The 18,630-nt window shown below is 51.5% G+C and carries 20 protein-coding genes; 9 read left to right on the top strand and 11 right to left on the bottom strand.

Annotated features, from left to right (window positions below):
- Nucleotides 1-149: 149 nt before the first annotated feature.
- The 6 genes from RMO15_RS27320 to RMO15_RS27295 form a co-directional block, all read right to left on the bottom strand.
- Nucleotides 150-521, bottom strand: a complete 372-nt coding sequence (locus RMO15_RS27320; protein ID WP_309720327.1) for a hypothetical protein — start codon at nucleotides 519-521, stop codon at nucleotides 150-152.
- A 1,101-nt stretch (nucleotides 522-1,622) separates the two neighbouring features.
- A complete protein-coding gene (locus RMO15_RS27315) occupies nucleotides 1,623-2,387 on the bottom strand; it encodes a hypothetical protein (protein WP_309720324.1) in 765 nt (254 codons plus the stop codon).
- Nucleotides 2,384-3,211 (bottom strand): Abi family protein, encoded by an 828-nt coding sequence (locus RMO15_RS27310; protein ID WP_309720321.1) that lies wholly within the window; start codon nucleotides 3,209-3,211, stop codon nucleotides 2,384-2,386. Before RMO15_RS27310 ends, RMO15_RS27315 begins: the two co-directional genes overlap by 4 nt.
- Before the next feature lie 93 nt (nucleotides 3,212-3,304).
- Complete coding sequence (locus tag RMO15_RS27305) at nucleotides 3,305-3,799, bottom strand: zinc-finger-containing protein (RefSeq protein WP_309720318.1); 495 nt, start codon at nucleotides 3,797-3,799, stop codon at nucleotides 3,305-3,307.
- Nucleotides 3,796-4,269: a hypothetical protein gene (locus RMO15_RS27300; RefSeq protein WP_309720316.1), complete on the bottom strand. Its 474-nt coding sequence runs from the start codon at nucleotides 4,267-4,269 to the stop codon at nucleotides 3,796-3,798. Before RMO15_RS27300 ends, RMO15_RS27305 begins: the two co-directional genes overlap by 4 nt.
- The gene (locus RMO15_RS27295; protein ID WP_309720313.1) at nucleotides 4,266-4,502 is read right to left on the bottom strand and encodes a helix-turn-helix domain-containing protein; all 237 of its coding nucleotides are present in this window, start codon (nucleotides 4,500-4,502) and stop codon (nucleotides 4,266-4,268) included. The genes RMO15_RS27300 and RMO15_RS27295 overlap by 4 nt, the downstream gene beginning before the upstream one ends.
- A gap of 129 nt (nucleotides 4,503-4,631) precedes the next feature.
- Between RMO15_RS27295 and RMO15_RS27290 the strand changes: the two genes are divergently transcribed.
- The 4 genes from RMO15_RS27290 to RMO15_RS27275 all read left to right on the top strand — a co-directional run bounded on the left by RMO15_RS27290 (nucleotide 4,632) and on the right by RMO15_RS27275 (nucleotide 6,863).
- Complete coding sequence (locus tag RMO15_RS27290) at nucleotides 4,632-4,964, top strand: hypothetical protein (RefSeq protein WP_309720310.1); 333 nt, start codon at nucleotides 4,632-4,634, stop codon at nucleotides 4,962-4,964.
- A gap of 51 nt (nucleotides 4,965-5,015) precedes the next feature.
- A complete protein-coding gene (locus RMO15_RS27285; protein WP_309720307.1) occupies nucleotides 5,016-5,402 on the top strand; it encodes a hypothetical protein in 387 nt (128 codons plus the stop codon).
- Between the two features lie 48 nt (nucleotides 5,403-5,450).
- Nucleotides 5,451-6,038: a hypothetical protein gene (locus RMO15_RS27280; RefSeq protein WP_309720304.1), complete on the top strand. Its 588-nt coding sequence runs from the start codon at nucleotides 5,451-5,453 to the stop codon at nucleotides 6,036-6,038.
- A 132-nt stretch (nucleotides 6,039-6,170) separates the two neighbouring features.
- A complete protein-coding gene (locus RMO15_RS27275; protein WP_309720302.1) occupies nucleotides 6,171-6,863 on the top strand; it encodes a hypothetical protein in 693 nt (230 codons plus the stop codon).
- Between the two features lie 678 nt (nucleotides 6,864-7,541).
- Here the strand turns inward: RMO15_RS27275 and RMO15_RS27270 are convergent.
- Nucleotides 7,542-8,162 carry a DUF2511 domain-containing protein gene (locus RMO15_RS27270; RefSeq protein ID WP_309720299.1) on the bottom strand — a complete coding sequence of 207 codons (621 nt, stop codon included), beginning with the start codon at nucleotides 8,160-8,162 and terminating at the stop codon, nucleotides 7,542-7,544.
- 24 nt (nucleotides 8,163-8,186) lie between these two features.
- On the opposite strand from RMO15_RS27270, the gene RMO15_RS27265 reads away from it, so the two are divergent.
- The 3 genes from RMO15_RS27265 to RMO15_RS27255 all read left to right on the top strand — a co-directional run bounded on the left by RMO15_RS27265 (nucleotide 8,187) and on the right by RMO15_RS27255 (nucleotide 11,805).
- Entirely contained in the window at nucleotides 8,187-8,627 is a 441-nt protein-coding gene (locus RMO15_RS27265) for a helix-turn-helix transcriptional regulator (RefSeq protein WP_309720296.1), read from the top strand.
- 55 nt (nucleotides 8,628-8,682) lie between these two features.
- Complete coding sequence (locus RMO15_RS27260; protein ID WP_309720293.1) at nucleotides 8,683-10,365, top strand: DNA methyltransferase; 1,683 nt, start codon at nucleotides 8,683-8,685, stop codon at nucleotides 10,363-10,365.
- A 234-nt stretch (nucleotides 10,366-10,599) separates the two neighbouring features.
- The gene (locus RMO15_RS27255) at nucleotides 10,600-11,805 is read left to right on the top strand and encodes a type IIL restriction-modification enzyme MmeI (protein ID WP_309720290.1); all 1,206 of its coding nucleotides are present in this window, start codon (nucleotides 10,600-10,602) and stop codon (nucleotides 11,803-11,805) included.
- A gap of 330 nt (nucleotides 11,806-12,135) precedes the next feature.
- Here RMO15_RS27255 and RMO15_RS27250 read toward each other — a convergent pair whose 3' ends face one another.
- A complete protein-coding gene (locus RMO15_RS27250) occupies nucleotides 12,136-12,438 on the bottom strand; it encodes a hypothetical protein (RefSeq protein WP_309720287.1) in 303 nt (100 codons plus the stop codon).
- A gap of 987 nt (nucleotides 12,439-13,425) precedes the next feature.
- Between RMO15_RS27250 and RMO15_RS27245 the strand changes: the two genes are divergently transcribed.
- Nucleotides 13,426-13,563 carry a hypothetical protein gene (locus RMO15_RS27245; RefSeq protein ID WP_309720284.1) on the top strand — a complete coding sequence of 46 codons (138 nt, stop codon included), beginning with the start codon at nucleotides 13,426-13,428 and terminating at the stop codon, nucleotides 13,561-13,563.
- Nucleotides 13,564-13,672: 109 nt separating this feature from the next.
- Here the strand turns inward: RMO15_RS27245 and RMO15_RS27240 are convergent, their stop codons facing one another.
- Nucleotides 13,673-14,386 (bottom strand): hypothetical protein, encoded by a 714-nt coding sequence (locus RMO15_RS27240; RefSeq protein ID WP_309720282.1) that lies wholly within the window; start codon nucleotides 14,384-14,386, stop codon nucleotides 13,673-13,675.
- 196 nt (nucleotides 14,387-14,582) lie between these two features.
- On the opposite strand from RMO15_RS27240, the gene RMO15_RS27235 reads away from it, so the two are divergent.
- On the top strand, nucleotides 14,583-15,320 hold the full coding sequence (locus RMO15_RS27235; RefSeq protein ID WP_309720279.1) for a hypothetical protein: 738 nt from the start codon (nucleotides 14,583-14,585) through the stop codon (nucleotides 15,318-15,320).
- Nucleotides 15,321-15,444: 124 nt separating this feature from the next.
- Here the strand turns inward: RMO15_RS27235 and RMO15_RS27230 are convergent, their stop codons facing one another.
- Nucleotides 15,445-16,008, bottom strand: coding sequence for a hypothetical protein (locus tag RMO15_RS27230; protein ID WP_309720277.1), 564 nt, complete (start codon nucleotides 16,006-16,008; stop codon nucleotides 15,445-15,447).
- Complete coding sequence (locus RMO15_RS27225) at nucleotides 16,005-18,086, bottom strand: DUF3987 domain-containing protein (protein ID WP_309720273.1); 2,082 nt, start codon at nucleotides 18,084-18,086, stop codon at nucleotides 16,005-16,007. Before RMO15_RS27225 ends, RMO15_RS27230 begins: the two co-directional genes overlap by 4 nt.
- Nucleotides 18,087-18,630 lie beyond the last annotated feature (544 nt).

Here is an 18,630-nt window from a genome sequence, read left to right as displayed (position 1 = left end):
CGACCATCTCACGAAAAGTATTGACGGATACTGAACAGTCGGATTTATCACGGAAACATAGCGAATCAATGTTTTCCGTGCTCTGAACGGGCAGATTTCAGCCAACTATACCTTTCCGGGGCGTTGGGCAAAGAACCCCAAGTTGAGCATCATTGCCCCTGCCCTCCGATCACGGCACTAGGCAAAATCCCCGTTTGATCATATTCGTCCCATGCGGCAAGAACAGCGACCTCAGCGGCGCGTTTCCAGCTTTCAGGCATTTCGACGAGGGGAAACCATCTCTTTTTCGTTGCGCCGGGTGCTGAGTCTTCATCATCACGAAAGTTGCTTGGGAGACCACACCATGCAGCATGTCCTGGTTGTTGCACGACACGGAAGCCTTTGACAGTAAGCCATTTCCCAAAGCGTACATCACAGAACGCTTTGAGATTCCCGCGCTGGCATGGGGTTAGAGAAACGACGGTGATTTGGATGCTGGGTGCAGATCCATCAGGACTCAGCGATGAAGGATCCGAAGGCATAGACCCGGGTTTTCTCCGGTTACTATGAAGTAGCACACCAGGCTGAAGTGCCGGATGCTGCTTGGAGGCTGAATTACCGCTCATTGACGACTCTCTCTGTCAGCCTTATCGGCTGGCATTATGAAATGAAAATCCCGCCGGGAGTCGTGACCGGCAGGATTGTGCTATGGGGGAGCTACCCCCAAAATCTCAACACGGACGCACTCAGTTGGGAAAACAGGTAGCCGAGTTTCATAGCGGAGGCATGAGCGATATCATCGCTCATTGTGTCAAGGGTAATTCAGCGCTTAAAATCATGTCACCACAACTTGATCTAAAGTGCTGGTTTATCCTAGCCTTCGATATGAACGCCATCCGTTGCTACCTTAAGCACGGGTGGCGTTTGAATTTTACACCCGAAATTTCTTGTTGTAAAGCTCTCCCATTCTGCGCCTTTGACCATGCCTGTGGCGACACTTGACTGAGCAGAATCTCTGCTTTTTTTCTGTTGATGGAAAAGCACTTTCGCATTCTTCGCATCTCTTGAATGTGGCTCGCTCCCAAGCAGAGGCTAAAGAGGCAAGTGCCCGGCGGATCAGGGTCCCAGCGATTGGACCATGCTCTGCTTCTACCAACGGGGTAAAGAAAACAATGGGTGTGTCTCCCTGCCTTGTATCACCCTGTAAGAATTGCAGAGAGGGTGGGGGTAAATTGTCTTTGATGTAGCATTCCATCTCCTGCTGTATGTCAGCAGGAGGAGCCTTTCTATCTGCCGCCCCAATCATCATAGCCCTCATATATTCGGCGAATCGAGCAAGCCTTCGAACGTCTGTGGGAGTTGGCGTATCGGATCGCTTCTCACAGTTAAGCCACCAACTAATGAACTGGCACATTTCAGAGCTCATAAGCTCCGCTTCACTGCTACCTATCTCAGAAGATACCTGGAAAAGCCTTGTGAGCAAGGGCAGATTTGAATCCGCTTTCGCAGTAAACAGAGCCATACCTACCCCCATTTCCTTTCATAATTTAGCAGCAATAGGCTCATCCTAAACTCAGTAGACCTTTTGCTACACGGAGTTATCACCATACCCTGATCACAAATATCGCACGGGGTGTTTGCAATCATGATCGCCCCCTTCGCCCAAATCGCCACCAGGGGAGCTTCTGCGCCCCATCCTGGGCTTTGAGAGGGTCTGAAGGCTCAGGCACCCCCCCACCTGTGTTTGCTTCCCCCTGTGGGCTGTCAGCAAACCCTTCTGCCTCTGCAGGTGGCAACGCCCTCAGCTTTTCGACTTCGTTCTCGAGCATCGCCGCCCGCCGCTCGACAAGAAGCTGGAGCTGCTGGCTTTGGTCCACGAGCCGTTGCGCCGCTGCTAGGTTTTCCTGCTCACGCTGTAGCGCCTCTCCAAGACGCTTGATTTCGGCGTCCTGGCGCGTGATGATCTCCCGCAGGTTCGCATCCGGCGAAGCCTGAGAGCCTCCCTGAGAAGGCTTGCCCTCTGACACCTCTCGCTCTGCCTGTCTGACAGTGTTGGGTTGCTGTCTGACAGTTTCTGACAGGTTCTGACTGTCAATAAGTGTCTGACAGTCTTCCTGTCTGACACCCTTAGAGGAGCCTTTTCCCTCTACGGAAGCCTCTCCAGCAAGCAAAGCAGCTAAGGTATTGACACTGACAAGTGTCAGACGCTTTCCACTGTCTGACACTGTCTGACGCTTCTGACTGTCAGACAGCTTCCCTGTCAGACGGTAAGCACGGCGCTCCCCAATGCCCAAACGCACCGCAGCAAGAGGCACGGTGAGGAAGAGTTCCTCACCACTCTCTGAGGTTGTAACCTCAGTGTTCTCAGGTGGCTCCTGCTGTGGGCTCTGGGTCTCCTCTTCGTTCACGAGCCAGCCTCTACAGTGCGGAGCTTTAGAGCTTCGCTAGCGGCTAGGGCTGCATACTCAGCGTTGAATTGGAGAGCACTTGGTCCCGCTTTGTGGATCGCCTCAAACCTGTCTATCGCTTGCAGGAAGTGGAGCTGATCGGGTTCGATCCAGCGGAGCAGCTCGTAGAGCCGGACGTGCTTGTCAGCCAGGTCTCGCCAGTGGTAGATAGGCTCGTGGTGGAATATCCGGTTTCGTAGGTCGTGCTGCTCTTTGAGACGCGGGTAGAGGTGGTGGTGCTCACGTGCTGAGCGTGAGGCACGGGGAAACGCTTTGTTGACCACACGCGGGAACATGGTGGCCACGTATGGTCCTGAGCAGAGGTTCACCCAGAACCCAAGACTAAGCTCTGCCACCACGCGCTGTGGCTCCACGGGGACAGCCTGAGTGGGTGTAATAGGGTCAACGGGCTTCCGTTGATCCCGGAGCGTTTGAAGTGCCTGCATGACTTGGTCTTGGTGGTGAGGTCGCAGCAGAAGCGCGTCCATGAACCAGCGCGAACTGCCTGAGTGAGTCTCTGTGAGAGCGTTGTGCAGAGCGTTTCGCAGTGCCACCTCAAAGAAATTGAGAGCAGGATAGAGCGCCTCGGAGAGTGCGACATTCCAGAGGTAGAGGGCGACGGCTTCTTCCCGGCTGGCAGTTGCCTTCAGGTAGCGCCGGAAGCGGTAGGGCGAGACGGTGTTTTCAAACCGATCTAGCACCAAGGCTTGCTGGTGGAGCCTCTGATCCTCAGCAGACAGGGGCGCGGAGGCTTCAGGATTTGCGTTTTCGGGAAGTTGTGCCATAATGAAAATTGAAGTTCCCGACGTAGTCCCAACCCGAGGGTTGGATCCGGCGAAATCGGGGCGTGATGTTAAGAGAGCTGCCTTACTGAGCTATTAAGCTTCTGTTGGGTGGCTCTCTTTTTCTTTCTCCCACCGATGGTACTGTGTTGTCTCCTTCGGTACTGGGTCGTCTCCTTTGCCTTCTTCATAGGCATCTACATCCGCTTCGATTTTATTCATTAAGCTGAGGAGCTTCTTGCACTGCTCGATGTCAAAATGCCCGATATGAGCATCCTCACGAGCGATCTCCAGATGCTCAGCCAGTATCATGTAGCCCTTTTTTCGGGTGATTCGCTTAGACTGCCAAAGTGGATCGAATTTCGCGTGTGCTGCTTTTCGCCACTCCCGCAACTCAGGGTTTGCCAGGGTTCCTTTAGGGAGGTCTGAATTTGGATGGACACCGACATAAGCATCGCACTCAGGATAATTGCCACAGATGTAGACTTGCCCGTATCGAGTTGTTTTGTAAACGGGGGTGCCGTCGGTAAGCTTCGCGGTGCTACCGCAGTAAGGACAGACAAGCTCTGGGTGGATTTTTACAGCTTTCACTCCCTGCCTCTTGTCACACTTTGGGCTGGTCCGTAGATTTCAAGCTCTAGGCGGGCGATCATCTGCGCTACATCCTCTGCCAAGTCACACCCTGCGGAACCACCTACAGGTGCCTCTAGCGCTCTCCCTCGCGCTGCATCGATCTTCTCAGCCACAGGCAGGATCGCCTGGAGATTGGTGAGCATATCGCGCATGTCGGGAGTATCGAGCGTGTGAAAGGGGATCGGGTGAGCCAGTGCCGCCGCTGCCTGCCTGCTCTCATGGGCTCCTAGCGCCTGGAGGCTAGCGACGATGGCGCGTGCGTTCTCCGCCGCTTGATCCGCTTGTTCCTCGGCGGTAAGTGCCCCCGCTCGGCGTGCCAGAAGCTCGGCGTGTTGCGCCGCCCTTAGTGCTGCCACAGCGTGTGTCTGTAGGCGATCTAGCTCTCCCACAGGAATGGAGACGACGCCCTGATTCGTGGAGGCACTCACGTAGTTTCTTCCTCCGTATCTTGCTTCTTCCGCCCTTGTCCTGGACGCTTCCCACCGTGACCGGCAGGCTTCCAACTATCCACACCGGACTTTGGGATCAAGGTCAAGCTGGCGAGGCGACGCGAAGGTAAGCGCCCTTCCGCTACAGCCTTACGGACAGCGGCAGGCGTGATGCTGCACTTTGCAGCTACCTCCTGGACGGTCAAGTACTCAACCCCCTCAATAGTCTCCATGATTGCTATTCTAACATCTGTAAAAAAATAAGTCAAATTTGATAACTTGATTAGTGTTTACCCTTGATTTAATCAAGTTTTTATAGTATACTTGATTTATACTTGTTAAGCAATAGGAACCCTAAACCGATGAAAAACACCGACCGAGCCCGCCGCATTGAAGCCCTGAATACCAGCAGGATTGAGGCGATCAACGAGCATGATCTTTACCGCGTGGGCTACTTGGAAAGCGCCCTTACCCCCGCCTGGGAGGTGACGCGCTACACCGATGCTGCCCGCACCTACGAGGTGATGGTGGACGAATACGATTGGTCTTGCACCTGCCCCGCTTGCAAGCGGGACAGTCACTGCAAGCATGTCGAGATTGTGCGGCTCCACGTGGAGGCGATGAACGCCCTGGAAGCCCGCGCCGATGCCTTTGACCAAGATGCCGCCCATTGCCTAGGGACGGGCAAGTTCTAAGACCTACAGGGGGAGCCGCAAGGCTCCCCAGAGACCCCGGAAAGACCTAAGATGATGATAAACACCCTCCCCCTCTACGTTGCTTCAGAAGGCACCTACGCCGACTGGCTCACCAAGACCGCCCCCATGCTTGATGCCCTGGCCACCCAGCCTAAGGTTCGAACCTTAGGCGAGCAGAAGCAGTGCCCCGACTGTGAGGAGTGGTTCCCCCTCTCCGAGTTTGAGCACCCATTCTATTGCCACCAGAGCGAAGGCATGGAGAGCGAGACCACCGAGCTATGCCGTGAGTGCCTACGCGAAGAGAACGACCGGCTTCAAGACGAAGCTTCGGAGCTTCGCCAAGACGAGCGCGACGCAGAAGACGGGTTTTCTCAGCGAGCTTATGAAGACCACCTCGCAGACATGGCCGACACCGCCGCCGAGTTTGACGACTACTAGACCAAGACCACGGGGGGCAGAAGTGCTGCCCCCGGAAAGACCGAGACCATGAACGAAACTGATGACTTTATGACCCCTGCGCCCGTGGAAAAAATCGCCGCTTGCGGAACGGGCGGCGAGACCGAGACCGCCGCCGGAGGTTCGAACCTCCAGCCCGAGCAATTCACGATCCAGACGCGCGAGCACGCAGAGTGGTATCTTCGCAAGCTGGCAAACCTTGACCGCGAGGAGGCAAGCATTCGCGCCCAGGCTGAAGCAATGCTTATCCGTGTCCGCTCCGACCGCGAGAAGCACACCGGGCGCTACGGCTCCCAGTTTGAGAGCTTCACCCGTGGCGAGCTGGAGAAGCAGAAGGGAAGCCGCCGCTCTGTGCTCTACTTCAATGGCACCGCCCAGTTTACGAGCGTGGCACCCCGGCTTATCGTCGAGAGCGATCTGGACGCGATCACTACCGCCCGAGCAGTCAAGCCTGAGACTGTGACCGAGGAGACAATCACCAAGCTAGACAAGAAGGCTTTTCTCGCCTATGCCGTCACGCACTTCGAGGCAACCGGCGAGATTCTCCCTGGACTGACACGCACGCAGGAAGCAGAGAGCTTCAGTATCCGCTTTCCCAAAGGTAAGCCCGAGGAGTAGGCAAGAAGGAGAGCACTTAAAAATGGGGTAGGGCAATCTTACCCTTCTACTTCTATTTTTACTGTATTGATTATGCCTACCTAAACCAATAATTTTCATATATTCATAAAAATTAGTGAGAGTGGCGAGGTAATGGCAAAACCAATCATTGTACAATTCGAGACTGATAATCAGAAGGCAATCAAAGCGTTGACTACGGTAATTACTCGTCTTGGCTATACGTTAAAAAAAGTAGATCAAGTAAATGGATTGATTACTTTTGAAACAGATTGGCAAAATATGTGTGTTCATATCATTGACACTGGAGATGTTCCTCTGATTAATACTGACGATGCCCTTCGTCGTAAATATGAAAAACAGTCGTCTCAAACATCTCAAAATTCTAAAAATTATGACAACAAAGAGCATAAGCCTATTAAAAGCAAAATTATGACCATTGAAAATGTCATGGTCAATAATATTGACTTAGAGGATGCACTTATACCGATAAAATATGACGATAGTATGCCATATATTCCAGCTCGAACTATTTCTAAAACAGAAATATTAAAACCACCGATAATCGCGACGAATAAAAATGTGACAACAATCCATCGTAATTCCGTTCAATTAACGATTAGTGGAACAGATAAATCACGCGTACCAGTATTTGAAGTGGGGCGATCTGCAAAAATAGCAACAGAAATATTTAGTAATTTACCAAATTTTATTGGTAATGGTACAGTAATAAGTAAAAATAATACGTATTACAGCAATATTGCAGTTTTATTATTAGCAATAATTATAGTTTTTGGTTTTATAGTTTTTTATATTAGTAGTTTATAAATAATATAAGAAACTTAATATGAAAATCTGAGGTATGGAAACGCTTAGTATAGTCTTCCTCAGTAGCATTGAAGGGGATTCATAGATGAAGCCCCATCGAGAAAATACCTTCGATACTTCCCACGAAGACTATTAGGAATATTTTTAAGCCAGAGCCTATGCTTGTTCATAACCAATTCGGGATACCAAAAACATGGCGAATCTAAATTCTGTTTGAATCGGGATACCAGAAACACAGAAAACGCCTTAGATGTGGTGCGGCTCAAAAAACAAAAAAGCGATCTCACTCTCGGTGGAGTAGATCGCTAGCCGAAGGCTTTCACCTTTGTTTCTAGTCTGTGGTTTTCCAGGCGACTATGAGCATAGTATAGGTGGGCGGTAAGGATTCGTGTAATTTACCCACACTTCGCCGATTTGAGAGCTGACGTTCACGATACGTAGTTTTTGTGACGGGATAAATGACAGCTTTTCAGGCTCCGAGTAGCCCCATTGGGCTTGTCACGCAGACGACCGTTTAAGTGACAAGCCGCCTCTCGTAGAGGGGAAAGTTCAAAGTAAAGGTTTGTAAAGTGATTCGCTTTTGTCTCACTGAATCGAGCGCCTTATTACGGGTTTTCTCCCGAATGAGGTTTACACCCCTGTTACAACTCAAGCATGGTGGCTCACGACGCTTTGATGCTACTCCCGACAAACGTCACGAGCACGATCTACAATGGGCGATATGTCTTTCTTTAAGCCAGTCCTACTGTCTTTGAGCCATAGCTCATTTGGAATACTGTTCGCATGATGATCAAGTGCAAGACCATTCAACGCATAATCTATTCCGTCAAATTCAATACTGATTATTTTTCCACCTGTTTTTAGGTCTGGTGTACAGTCAACAGTACCTTCATTTTTAGCAAAAGGCCATCTGTCTCCAAATTGTTCTTTAGTTACAATTTTAGGATTAGTATTCAATTCTCTATTTACTTCAGTGCTTGAATTATGTGAGTATATTTCAACTTTTGTTTTTTCTGACACATCTGAGACAGATGTAAATAACATATAGCAAACACTTGCTACACATATCCCACCAGCACTTAAAAGAGTATATTTAACTTTACGTTGTGTAGATGTTTCAATTTCACCTTTGGGAGTTATTGAAAAAACAATCAAGCCGATCAAGAGCGGTGTAAGTAATACAGATATAAGAGCAGTGATTACCCCACCTTGTTCATGCCGTTTTTGCCCATAGATACCAACAGCGATACAGGCTGAAAAATATAAGGCATACAAAACCCCCAATACATTTGCGTCCACAACGGATCTCCTTCAGAAATACTGTTGGTATGTATTTCGGCTTTTCCGAAGTTGTATGACAGAGTAATTTTCGGCTTTACCGAAAATTCGGCATTCCCGACAAAAATGACTTGCCTCTACGTGGGGCGGATCATTTTTGTGCGAAAAGCAATAGGAACAGTCGAGTTCAAACTTCTGCAAAGTTTGTTGCGGACCTGCCGACATGAGGCAGGACTGACACAGCAAGAGGTAGCCGCTCGCCTGAACACAACTCCCAGCCGTGTTTCGGAGTATGAAACGGGAGAACGGCGGGCGGATTTAATCCAACTTCTTGATCTATGCCAGGTCTATGAGATCAGCCTTGTTGATCTGGTCAGCCGCTTTGTCGAAGCCGTTGAAAAGGCACGGGAAGACAGCGCGGAATCTGACGAAGTGAACGGCGGGCAGGTGCGTCGCAGAACCATAGCGCGTCGTCCATCCCTTTAAGGTGTTCTTAGATAGGTGCGAAGGAAAGAGCTTGCCTTTCGATGAACGTCTGAGCATGCCGTCTTTGACTGTCTCTGAGTTCGTCACTCGCTGGAGAGCCTCTACACTCACCGAGCGAGCGGGCTACCAGGAGCATTTTCGCGATCTCTGCGCCCTTTTGGGGCATCTCACGCCTGCTGAAGCCGATCCCACAGGAGAGAGCTATGCCTTTGAGAAGGGCGTTAAGAAGACCGGTAACACCAGCGGGCGCGTAGATGGCTTCGCCGACGTGTGGAAGCGCGGACACTTCGCCATCGAGTACAAAGGCAAGAAGAAGAACCTCACGGATGCTTACCAGCAGCTTCTCGCCTACCGAGAAGACCTGGAGAACCCGCCCCTGCTGGCTGTGTGCGATCTCAACCGCTTCGAGGTGCATACCAACTTCACAGGCACAGTAAAGCGCGTCTTCGCCTTCGACCTGGCCGAGCTGGAGGCAAACCAGCCCACGGAAACCTGCGCCCTAGCCCCGCTGGTGGTGCTACGTGCCCTGTTTGAGAGCCCCGATAGTTTGCGCCCTGCCCAGACCACTGCCGCCGTCACAGAGGAGGCTGCAAAGACCTTTGGGCAGCTTGCACGCTCGCTCACGATGCGCGGCCACGACCCACACACCGCCGCACACTTTCTAATTCGCTTGCTGTTCTGTCTCTTCGCTGAGGACGTGAAGCTCCTGCCCGAGGGACTCTTTACCAAGCTGGTAAGTAATTTCCAGAAAGAGCCTGCGACATTCCAGCAGAGCCTGGGACAGCTCTTTGCTTCAATGGCAAAAGGCGGAACGTTTGGCTTTGATAAAATAAAACACTTCAACGGCGGACTCTTTGATAGCGATGACACCCTGCCGCTGATCAAGAGTGAGCTGGCCACACTTGCCAAAGCCGCCGCCCTGGACTGGGGCAGCATCGAGCCCAGCATCTTCGGCACCCTCTTTGAGCGCTCCCTTGACCCCACCAAGCGGAGCCAGCTGGGAGCACACTACACCAGCCGCGAGGACATCGCCCTCATCGTCGAGCCCGTCGTTATGCTCCCCCTGCGCCGTGAGTGGTCACAGATCCGGCAGAAAGCAGAAGCACTGGCCGCCGAGCGCGACGCCGTGATCGCCGAGCAGGAAGCCAAGGGCAGCAACGTCACCGAGGCAGAACGGCGTGACATGATGCGCCGTCGCAACAACCGCGATAATGCCATCGAAGACACCCTCAAAGCGTTCCAGGAGTCGCTGGTCGACGTGAAGGTACTTGACCCCGCCTGCGGCTCTGGCAACTTCCTATACGTAGCCCTACGCTCGCTCCTCGACCTCGAAAAGTCCGTGATCCAAATGGCAGCACATTGCGGGCTCATGGGCTTCTTCCCCCGTGTCGGACCAGAGCAGATGCGGGGCTTGGAGATAAACGACTACGCCCACGAGCTAGCCCCCATCACCGTCTGGATCGGTTATATCCAGTGGCTCCGCGAGAACGGCTTTGGAGAGCCTGAGCAGCCTATCCTGAAGCGCTTCGAGCTGATAAAGCAGCAGGACGCAGTACTGAGTGCAGACGGCACCGAACCTGAGTGGCCGGAGGCGGACTACATCATCGGCAATCCCCCGTTCCTGGGAGATAAGAAGATGCGTGCCGAGCTTGGCGACGAGTACACCGAGCGCCTTCGAAAGCTCTATGTGGGGCGTGTGGAGGGGTCTGACAATCATTGGAACGAAAACGTACGCTAAGCGAATTCTCCATCTACAGCCCTCACAAAACGTGGGTTTTATGAGAATCGCGGAAGCTACTCTGCCAAGGGGCTGGAGGCTGATTTCGGCTCTCGAAAACCCTTCTCAAGAATCAAACTCTCATTCCCTGCCCAGCAGATGAGTTTCTGAGAATCGCCCTGGGGCCAGGTCTGTCCTTAGCGTACGTTTCCGTTCCAATGATTGTCAGACCCCGTGGAGGGTGGGGCTGATCTGGTGACCTACTGGTTCGAGAAGTCACGGGCATTGATCGAAGCTGGGAACGTGAAACGCGCCGGGCTGATCTGCACGAACGGTATTCGCTTCGGGGCAAACCGGAAGGTGCTGGAGAAGATCAAGCAGAGCGGCGACCTATTCGACGGGTGGGCAGATAGACCTTGGTTCGACAACGGCGCAGCGGTGCGTGTCTCCCTGATCGCCTTCGATGGCGGGCAGGAGAGTGAGAAACACCTTGATGGAAAGCCGGTCGCCACGATCAACGCCGACCTCACAGCCCAGAGCGCCGACGTGACTACAGCACAGACCCTACCAGAGAACGAGGGGCTTGTCTTTCTGGGCATGATGAAAGGAGGTCCATTTGACATTGATGACCTCACCGCGCAAGCCATGATCTCCCAGAGGGGCAATCCCAATGGGAAGCCAAATAGCGATGTCGTTCGCCCGCGTCTTGGTGCTCAAGATACTACGGGACGCACTCGTGGCGGTTTTGTGATCGATTTCCAAGAGATGACTGAAGAGGATGCTGCACTCTACGAAATGCCTTTTGAGTTTGTAAAGCGCGTCGTCAAGCCTGTTCGCAACGAGAGTCGAGATGCTCGTATGAGCAAATTCTGGTGGCTCCATGGTCGAAGCCGTCCAGCACTGAGAGCAGCTATTGCTGGCAAGAAACGTTGTATCGTCACCCCGGAAGTTGCCAAGTATCGTGTCTTCGTCTGGATGCCCACGACGACCGTACCCGATCACTCCTGCCATGTCTTTGCCCGTGATGATGATTACTTCTTCGGCGTGCTCCACTCCAGGATTCATGAGGTGTGGTCACTGGCAGTGGGGAACCGAATGGGGGCTGGTAACGATCCGCGCTACAACTCATCCAAGACCTTCGGCACCTTTCCCATGCCCTGGTCTCCTGGCAGCGAACCAAGCGAGGCAGACTCTGCGCAGGTCAAAGCCATTGCAGACGCCGTCCGCCGCCTGGTGGAGCTACGTGATAACTGGCTGAACCCGTCTGACCTTCCCGAGACTGAGCTGAAGAAGCGCACGCTAACAAACCTCTACAACGCCCGCCCGGTTTGGCTAGAGACAGCACACCGGAAACTTGATGAAGCTGTAGCCAGTGCCTACAGTTGGGAATGGCCTCTCACTGATGAGGAGATCCTGGAGAAGCTACTTGTGCTTAACCAAGAAAGAGCGAGTGAGGTATAGAAAACAAAAAAGCGATCTCACTCCCGGTGGAGTAGATCGCTTGAATCAGTAGTTTCCTACGTGACTATGAGTATAGTATACGGCGAAAACGGCACATGGTGCCACAGATAAGATAGGCAGAACAAAGAGCAGGATAGACCTTCTAAGGAGCTATCAGAGGCTGGGAGACCCTATAGAGGAGCATATTAGCCAAGAATGGAAACTTATCTTGTTTCTTTTGTCTCAGTATTGTCTCACTGGAAAAACCCGAGATGAGGCACCGATAAGCAGACTTATCGGACGAGGAAGTGGCCGAAATTTACAGCCATGTTTATTCAGAGCCCTATTGACCTATCCCGCTTCAATCTCAATCTGATAGGCGATACGGTTCATAAAGTTACTCTGTTTCTCACCCATCGTCGCAAGGTATTCCTGTAGCCCAAAGCCGACATAGACAAAAAGGCCATCAGACGAAATCGCTATCTCAGAAGGGAATTTCTTGCCGTACATACCCATTAGTTCTCGGTTACGTCGATCTGCACAGTCTTTGGCGAGACGCATAGCCAATTTCTTTGCATCATCTAGCCTAAGTATATTCTGGTGCGTCTGGATATATTCCTGTGCGTCGTCGTCATAGACCTTTACGGTATACATGGAAAATCGCCTCCGGTAAGCAGGGTTATTGCGCTCTGTAGCATTTTCTCTATTCTCGGTTCTCTATTGTTTTTCTTCTAGAGGTGATTTTATTTAGAAAAACGAGGAAGGGCTTGAAAATAGGCTCTGGTAGAAGGGGCTGAACAAACATAGCTGTAAATTTCGGCCACTTCTCACATCCTACTGATTTGCCTGGCTATAGTGGCTTTGTGGATCGCCTCAACCACCGAAAAAGACGTTCCTGGAGAGGTTTCGGCGGTGGTGGTAAATCCCGTACACTACCGTACTTACCTAGACCATAGAATCTCTCCTCCATGAATCTGATGATCTCTTCCGTGGTTGACACAGTGTGGCTTGTGTCTAGCCATATCAAGGCGTCCTGCGCAGGATCGTAGTGAAACAACGAACTAATCGAACTATTTTCATCGACCTGGAGCGAGATAGATACAGCGGTTTCGGTGTGGGAAAATTGCTGTACCCCGTCCTTGATTGTCTGCATGGTGGCATTCTCAATTTTCAACCCCGTAGGCCATATATGGGGCGTGCCAATGCATTTGGGATCAGGGTACATAATTCTAGCCGTCAATTTCATGGCGTCACCTTTGGAGCAGACTACCATGGGGAGCTGAGGCTGTAAACCAGGCGTTTTTCTGGACACTTTGACTGACCATTATAGCGTTCTTGCTGCCACTCATCACTCCCTGATAGTAGTGTCCTTAATTCTAAGTTTAGTGTCTCGAAAGGAAAGTTTAAGGACTCAAACGAAAGTTTGGCAAACAAGGGGGAGAGCATGCTCCCTCTACGAAGTGACCTCTGTACCGAGTTTTACCGATCTCGAAAGAAGCCCCTCGCCAGCGTTTCGCGAAGGTCTAAGGCGAACTCCAGGGGGCGCAAAGAGTGTTTGCCTAAAAGGGGTCAAAATAGGCACTGGGAGCCTCTATTTTGCTAAATGGCAACAAAGACCAGAAGGAGACATGGGGTCATCTTATGGTCTGGTATGCGTTCCGGCAGGGTGAGGAAGTGTGTCTGCGTCTCTCCTTTGGGAAGCTGGGCGAGGGCACGGGTGACCCTTGTGCTGTCTGTGGGGTCGGTGTGGTGAGCCTGCGCTTCTTGGGGTCAAAATAGGCACTGGGAGCCTCTATTTTGCTTTATGGCAACAAACACCGGAAGGTCCCATGGGGTGATCAACCAGACCTTTCCACCGGCTTAGTTAGGAGGGGGAGCGGCGCGAGAATTAGCGGTGGACTTTGAGCCGATGTTGATCCGCCTCTACCTGCACCCCCGTTGCGCAATGCTCCATGAGGCGATGGAAATCCGCAGGCGATATAGCCGGTGGATTAAGAGTGCCTGGCATCTTCCCGTACTCCAGGAAAATCGCTTCGGCTTCCTTGCTGTCGAAGGCGGGCGGAGAGTGGAGCTCGGTGTAGAGAGGTTTGCACGCAAGCATCAGCGAGCAGACAGAAACCCGGTCGGCGTAGAAACGATCCCACTCCGCGACCTGCTCTGGGACACGTTTGACTTTCTTGCCCAGCGCCTCGTCATCAGCAAAGTAGAAGCCCACTGTCTTCTCCAGCGGGAGAGGCGGGTTCTCTGGAACGATGCAGTTGCCGGGGATGGGAAAGCCCTGGCCAGAGTACCAAGCAGCAGCGCTTTCATGGTCTTCAAAGCGCTTCAGCACCTCCAGGACAGCGGTCAGGCGATAGTGGCGGCGGTCAGTGATCGGGGGATAGAAGCTCGACACAGTAATGTAGGTCACGACGTCCCCGACTTTCAGGCGTGGAGCAAATTTGGTTGTCCGGCACAGCGCAGAGATCGCGGGGAGAGATGCCTCAAGATCGGGCTCACGTCGGCAGGAGGCATCAGCATAGGGAGGGAGGTTATGCGTCGCCGCTGCCTTGCGACCGCTTGGACATTTAGCCAGCGGGTGATAGGAGTTGAGATAGATCATTAAGTGTTTCTTTGGGTTTTTGGGGATGCCTTTTTGTGGAGAAAAATCTCATTGGCTCCGATGAAATAGGCAGATATGAGAATCCCGCTTGGGACTGATTAAAGCTACTGGAGCGGGTTGTATCTTCCCCTACATAATCGGTAGACCACGCTGGTTTTCAGAGCCTAAGAGAATCCCGACAGATTAAGGAGACACCGTGACGAAAATAGACGAAAATGAATTGGCCGGACTCTGGCATGAAATCACCACAATGGATCCGGTTGTGAGCAGTGGCATCACGGATACCAATGCAAAATATGCACAACCAGGGTATGCAGGTTCGGACTATGTCAACGGGAATGATCGTTTGCTAAATGATCGTTTATTATTCATCGGAATGTACCCAGGTGGTGAATCCAAAGGTAACAATAACAAACTGGTTTACGACGCACTTAAAAATCTACGTGATAATAACACATTAGATGCTTTTTGGTTTCTAAATTCTGTACTCGAAGATGAAATATCTAGTGATATTCGACCATGGAGCATATGGAAGTATATAAAACCTATATTAGAAGGTTCTGGATTTGGAATAAATGAAGTTTCACTAATCAATTTATGTCCATGGCGCTGTGCAGATAGTAAAATTGCATATAGTTCTTATGAAAAATGCTGGAATGATTTTGTAAAACGTCAGATTGAACTTCTAAATCCTACCTCGATTGTCGCCCTTGGTACAGAAAATTCAAAAGGTGGAGTTGGACATTTCTTAGGCGAGAAATTTAGAAATAAGTTGCCTATTTATTCTGTCAAAAGGACACGAAATGATGCTGATTTCGCCCAATATTCTGATACAGCCGCAACGATAAATCATGTAATTTCAAAGTTAGCAAGACCACCACAACTACGGCAACCACTGTTGCCAACGATAATCTTTGATCTGGCACAACGATAGGATCAACACGAGAGACACAAAAAGCGTAAGTGATGGGGGTATTAGATTGGTAAGGATTCGAGGTAATTGACAAGCTGAGTTGACATAACACGAATCCTTACCGCACCGTAAAACTAATGACCTATCACTCGTGAGTTCCCATCAGTGTTTTCATCTCTTTTATAAACTCGGGTTCGAGTTCAGGGAGATCCTCGGATTGTTCAAAAGCAAATAGTAGATCAGAGAAAAGTGCTTCCCGATCTTGCTCAAGCAAAGGCTTTCTTTCGACCGATGCTTTCTCCCACTCGCAGCAGAGAGCACAATAGCGCTCCCAAGCAAGAGGAAACCACTGACGTGGATTCATGCCTTGGCACACCACCACAGGCTCAAGTGGTGTACCACAAGGAGCGTGAGTAGCCCACCAGACATCTTTTTTACCTGTAGCAACAGCCCGGAACACTTTCTCAAAGGCGACACGTTCAGGAGTACGCCAAGGGCGAATTTCTGCAGACGTATTGCCTAGAGGCGGATCTTTACGAGCAGTAGCAAGCAAGGCTAGCAAATCAGGCTTCCTCGCCGCTACATAGCGAATAATGGATTCTGGCACCTTACCATCAGGAGGAGGAATCACACTTAGTTTTCCCCCCTCTTTCACAGACACCTTGTAACCCCGTACCATTGCCGTCGTCAAAAACTCAGCGGGTGTCATAGTTCCACCTCACCAGAGATTTGGGGGTTTTTGACGTTTTTGTCAGTGATTAAAACGGGGTGTATGTAAAATTTTTCTGTAGGTCTTCCCTGCGGCTTTCCATCCTCACCTAGGCTTTGCACCTCTACTCGCTTCACCCAGCCGCGATCTTCAAGAATCCCAATGGCATTGTCAATTTCGTCAGGTCGAGACAGCCCTGCCCAACCTTTGCGTACCACATCACGCTGTGTGAATGGATTTGGCAAGCTAGCCTTAACCCTCCCACCGAGGCGCTCTGCAAGATCAGATCCGCCGTCTGCGACACACTGGTAGACGCGCCGGGCATGGGCTTCTAAAAAATCGCACCATTGACTAGCCAAGTGAATTGCGGCTAAAGACACAGGACCAGTATTTTCGCTCAGGTGGAACAGCAGTGCAAGTGAGGGTAGAAGCGAGCGATACTTGCTGAGGTGCTCGATAAAAAGCGGTGTTTCTTCGTCACTTGTCAACCTCTCTTCAAGGCGTTCTCGCCAAGCATTAAAGAAGTTTTGTGCGTCAGGATCGAATCGGAGGTAGGGAAGCTCTCCCTCTTCAACGACAGCACCAACAGACTCAGGTGTCAGTGCATCGAGGCGGTCAAAAAGCTCTGAAACACGATGTCGCGCTGTTTTATTTGGCGATCGATCAACATGGCGGTATCGAATTGAATCAGGCCATACCAAGAGTTGGAGGCGAGAAACAAAACCGTCAGAGCTCTCCCCAGTCACCGCATGGCGTAGAAAGCTCGCTAGGGGACCAGGTTGGATCGTTCCAAAGAGAGACACGCACATGGCAGGCAGAAAAACCGTTCCACGTCCGATCCGATCATAGACAAACGATCCCGTACCGTTCCACGCCTCCAAAAAGAAAGCGCGATCTGATTCGCGCCCTTGTCGCTCTAGAGTGCGGAAGAATCCCATAAGCTCATCGCGGTACTGAAGTAGGCCGTTCGGGTTCTCTTTGAGCAGTTCGCCTAACTTTTCCAGGGTTACATCGTTGACAACGAAACGTCGGCACGTTGGCTCTTCCTCCATTTCTGTATCGAGTGCCCTCGCTGCAAGTTCTCGCTTCTTGCCTTCATCTAAGGCTTTGCCTCGTTTGAGTTCATCTTTTGCTTTTTCTGCTTCGGTTTTCCTAAGCAGCGCATCGATTTCCCACTCTTGCATAAGCTCTTTATGGGCTTCTCGTGCCTGAGCTTCGAGTTGCTGTATCGGCTTGAGTGCCTCACTGGTGCCTGGTGTTTTTAGAGCACCCGGACGGCCAACAACGGCACCCCATAAATTGGCGACGACGACCCACGCATCAAGCTGCTTTGGACGTATGCCTATTTTCCGCCCAAGCACAGACCCTAGCGAGATAATCGCCGGGGTAGCAACGAACTCAGGTGGGCATCCCACCCGTTCAGCGGCATCAAAAACCCAATCACGAAGGGTCGGTGGTAAAAGGCTTGACTCAAGCACTGGAACCGGTAGAAGCTCCACTGAAAGGCTTCGAGGGGCAGTGGAAAAAGTTATGGATACCTCATCTGGGTCACTGACAAAAACGTCAAAAACCCCTTTTCTACCCTTTTCGTCGTTTTTGTCAGCAGTTGAATCTACTCGTATACGATATTTTTTTGACTTACGCCAGGGTTCCCGAGGCTCTCCCTTATAGCCGCTGTCTACACACCTGAGTGCCTCCTCCTCGGTAAATGGATCACGGGAGGTCGTAAATATCCGGTTGGCAAACTCTCGTGCTATACCTTCCGCTTTTTCCTGTGGGTATCGGTTGTCCCTGAGCTGGCATGTGAGCCAAAAAGCTGTATTATTGCGCCCGTCCCATTCGGCACGCTCCAGCGCCTGTAGTAGCAGGTACTCCGGAGTCGGTATCCCGTACTCGGCATCAGGGTCAGGCACAAACTCGCGGGCAGCCTTTACTTGAAAATCAACTGGTGGATCAGCCCACAATTCAGCCTTGATTGCTTTGCCCTCTTGCGCCCAAGCGAAGGTTTCAGATTCTTCTCCCACAGGACAGCTTGGTAGGTAGTAAAGCCGCGATTCATTGGAGCAGCTCTTATCCATCTTGCCCTCCGCCAGATGGTAGCAGAGCCGCCGCCAGGTGGTAGACCACTCAGAAGCCGGGACAGGATTGGCCAGGGGGAACACTGCCCGCCACTTGAGCTTCTCGGGTGTGCTTGAGTGCGTACTCCAAACGGCGCATGCCAAGGGCTCGCCTTTTTGCTCCCAGAGGTTACGTAGCGCTTCGGGTGGCGTTCCGTCGTCCACGTCGAGCACAAGTAGCGTGATGGTCTCTACCTCAGCGTCGTCACGCTTAGCACCCTGCCGAAATGTTGCAGGGATGAAGGCAAGTCCATCCTTCTTGTCGCGTACGCTTCGCTTCGTTGTGAGTAGCTTTGCCAGCTCTGCCCAGGTTTTTGCTCGTGGCTTTGGCTCAACATCGAACCTATTCTCGACAAACGCAAAGTTGGGGTTCTTTGCCCAACGCCCCGGAAAGGTATAGTTGGCTGAAATCTGCCCGTTCAGAGCACGGAAAACATTGATTCGCTATGTTTCCGTGATAAATCCGACTGTTCAGTATCCGTCAATACTTTTCGTGAGATGGTCG

This window comes from Armatimonas sp. (genome assembly GCF_031410135.1).
GTDB lineage: Bacteria > Armatimonadota > Armatimonadia > Armatimonadales > Armatimonadaceae > Armatimonas.
The sequence above is the reverse complement of the archived record's forward strand: the minus strand, read 5'-3'. Positions and strand labels throughout refer to the sequence as shown.

Coding starts and splice junctions, on each gene's coding strand:
- RMO15_RS27310 (WP_309720321.1), bottom strand. CDS start 3,211: ATGGCACAACTTCCCGAAAACGCAAATCCTGAAGCCTCCGCGCCCCTG.
- RMO15_RS27290 (WP_309720310.1), top strand. CDS start 4,632: ATGAAAAACACCGACCGAGCCCGCCGCATTGAAGCCCTGAATACCAGC.
- RMO15_RS27245 (WP_309720284.1), top strand. CDS start 13,426: ATGGTCTGGTATGCGTTCCGGCAGGGTGAGGAAGTGTGTCTGCGTCTC.
- RMO15_RS27285 (WP_309720307.1), top strand. CDS start 5,016: ATGATGATAAACACCCTCCCCCTCTACGTTGCTTCAGAAGGCACCTAC.
- RMO15_RS27250 (WP_309720287.1), bottom strand. CDS start 12,438: ATGTATACCGTAAAGGTCTATGACGACGACGCACAGGAATATATCCAG.
- RMO15_RS27275 (WP_309720302.1), top strand. CDS start 6,171: ATGGCAAAACCAATCATTGTACAATTCGAGACTGATAATCAGAAGGCA.
- RMO15_RS27295 (WP_309720313.1), bottom strand. CDS start 4,502: ATGGAGACTATTGAGGGGGTTGAGTACTTGACCGTCCAGGAGGTAGCT.
- RMO15_RS27320 (WP_309720327.1), bottom strand. CDS start 521: ATGCCTTCGGATCCTTCATCGCTGAGTCCTGATGGATCTGCACCCAGC.
- RMO15_RS27225 (WP_309720273.1), bottom strand. CDS start 18,086: ATGGATAAGAGCTGCTCCAATGAATCGCGGCTTTACTACCTACCAAGC.
- RMO15_RS27280 (WP_309720304.1), top strand. CDS start 5,451: ATGAACGAAACTGATGACTTTATGACCCCTGCGCCCGTGGAAAAAATC.
- RMO15_RS27230 (WP_309720277.1), bottom strand. CDS start 16,008: ATGACACCCGCTGAGTTTTTGACGACGGCAATGGTACGGGGTTACAAG.
- RMO15_RS27260 (WP_309720293.1), top strand. CDS start 8,683: ATGCCGTCTTTGACTGTCTCTGAGTTCGTCACTCGCTGGAGAGCCTCT.
- RMO15_RS27240 (WP_309720282.1), bottom strand. CDS start 14,386: ATGATCTATCTCAACTCCTATCACCCGCTGGCTAAATGTCCAAGCGGT.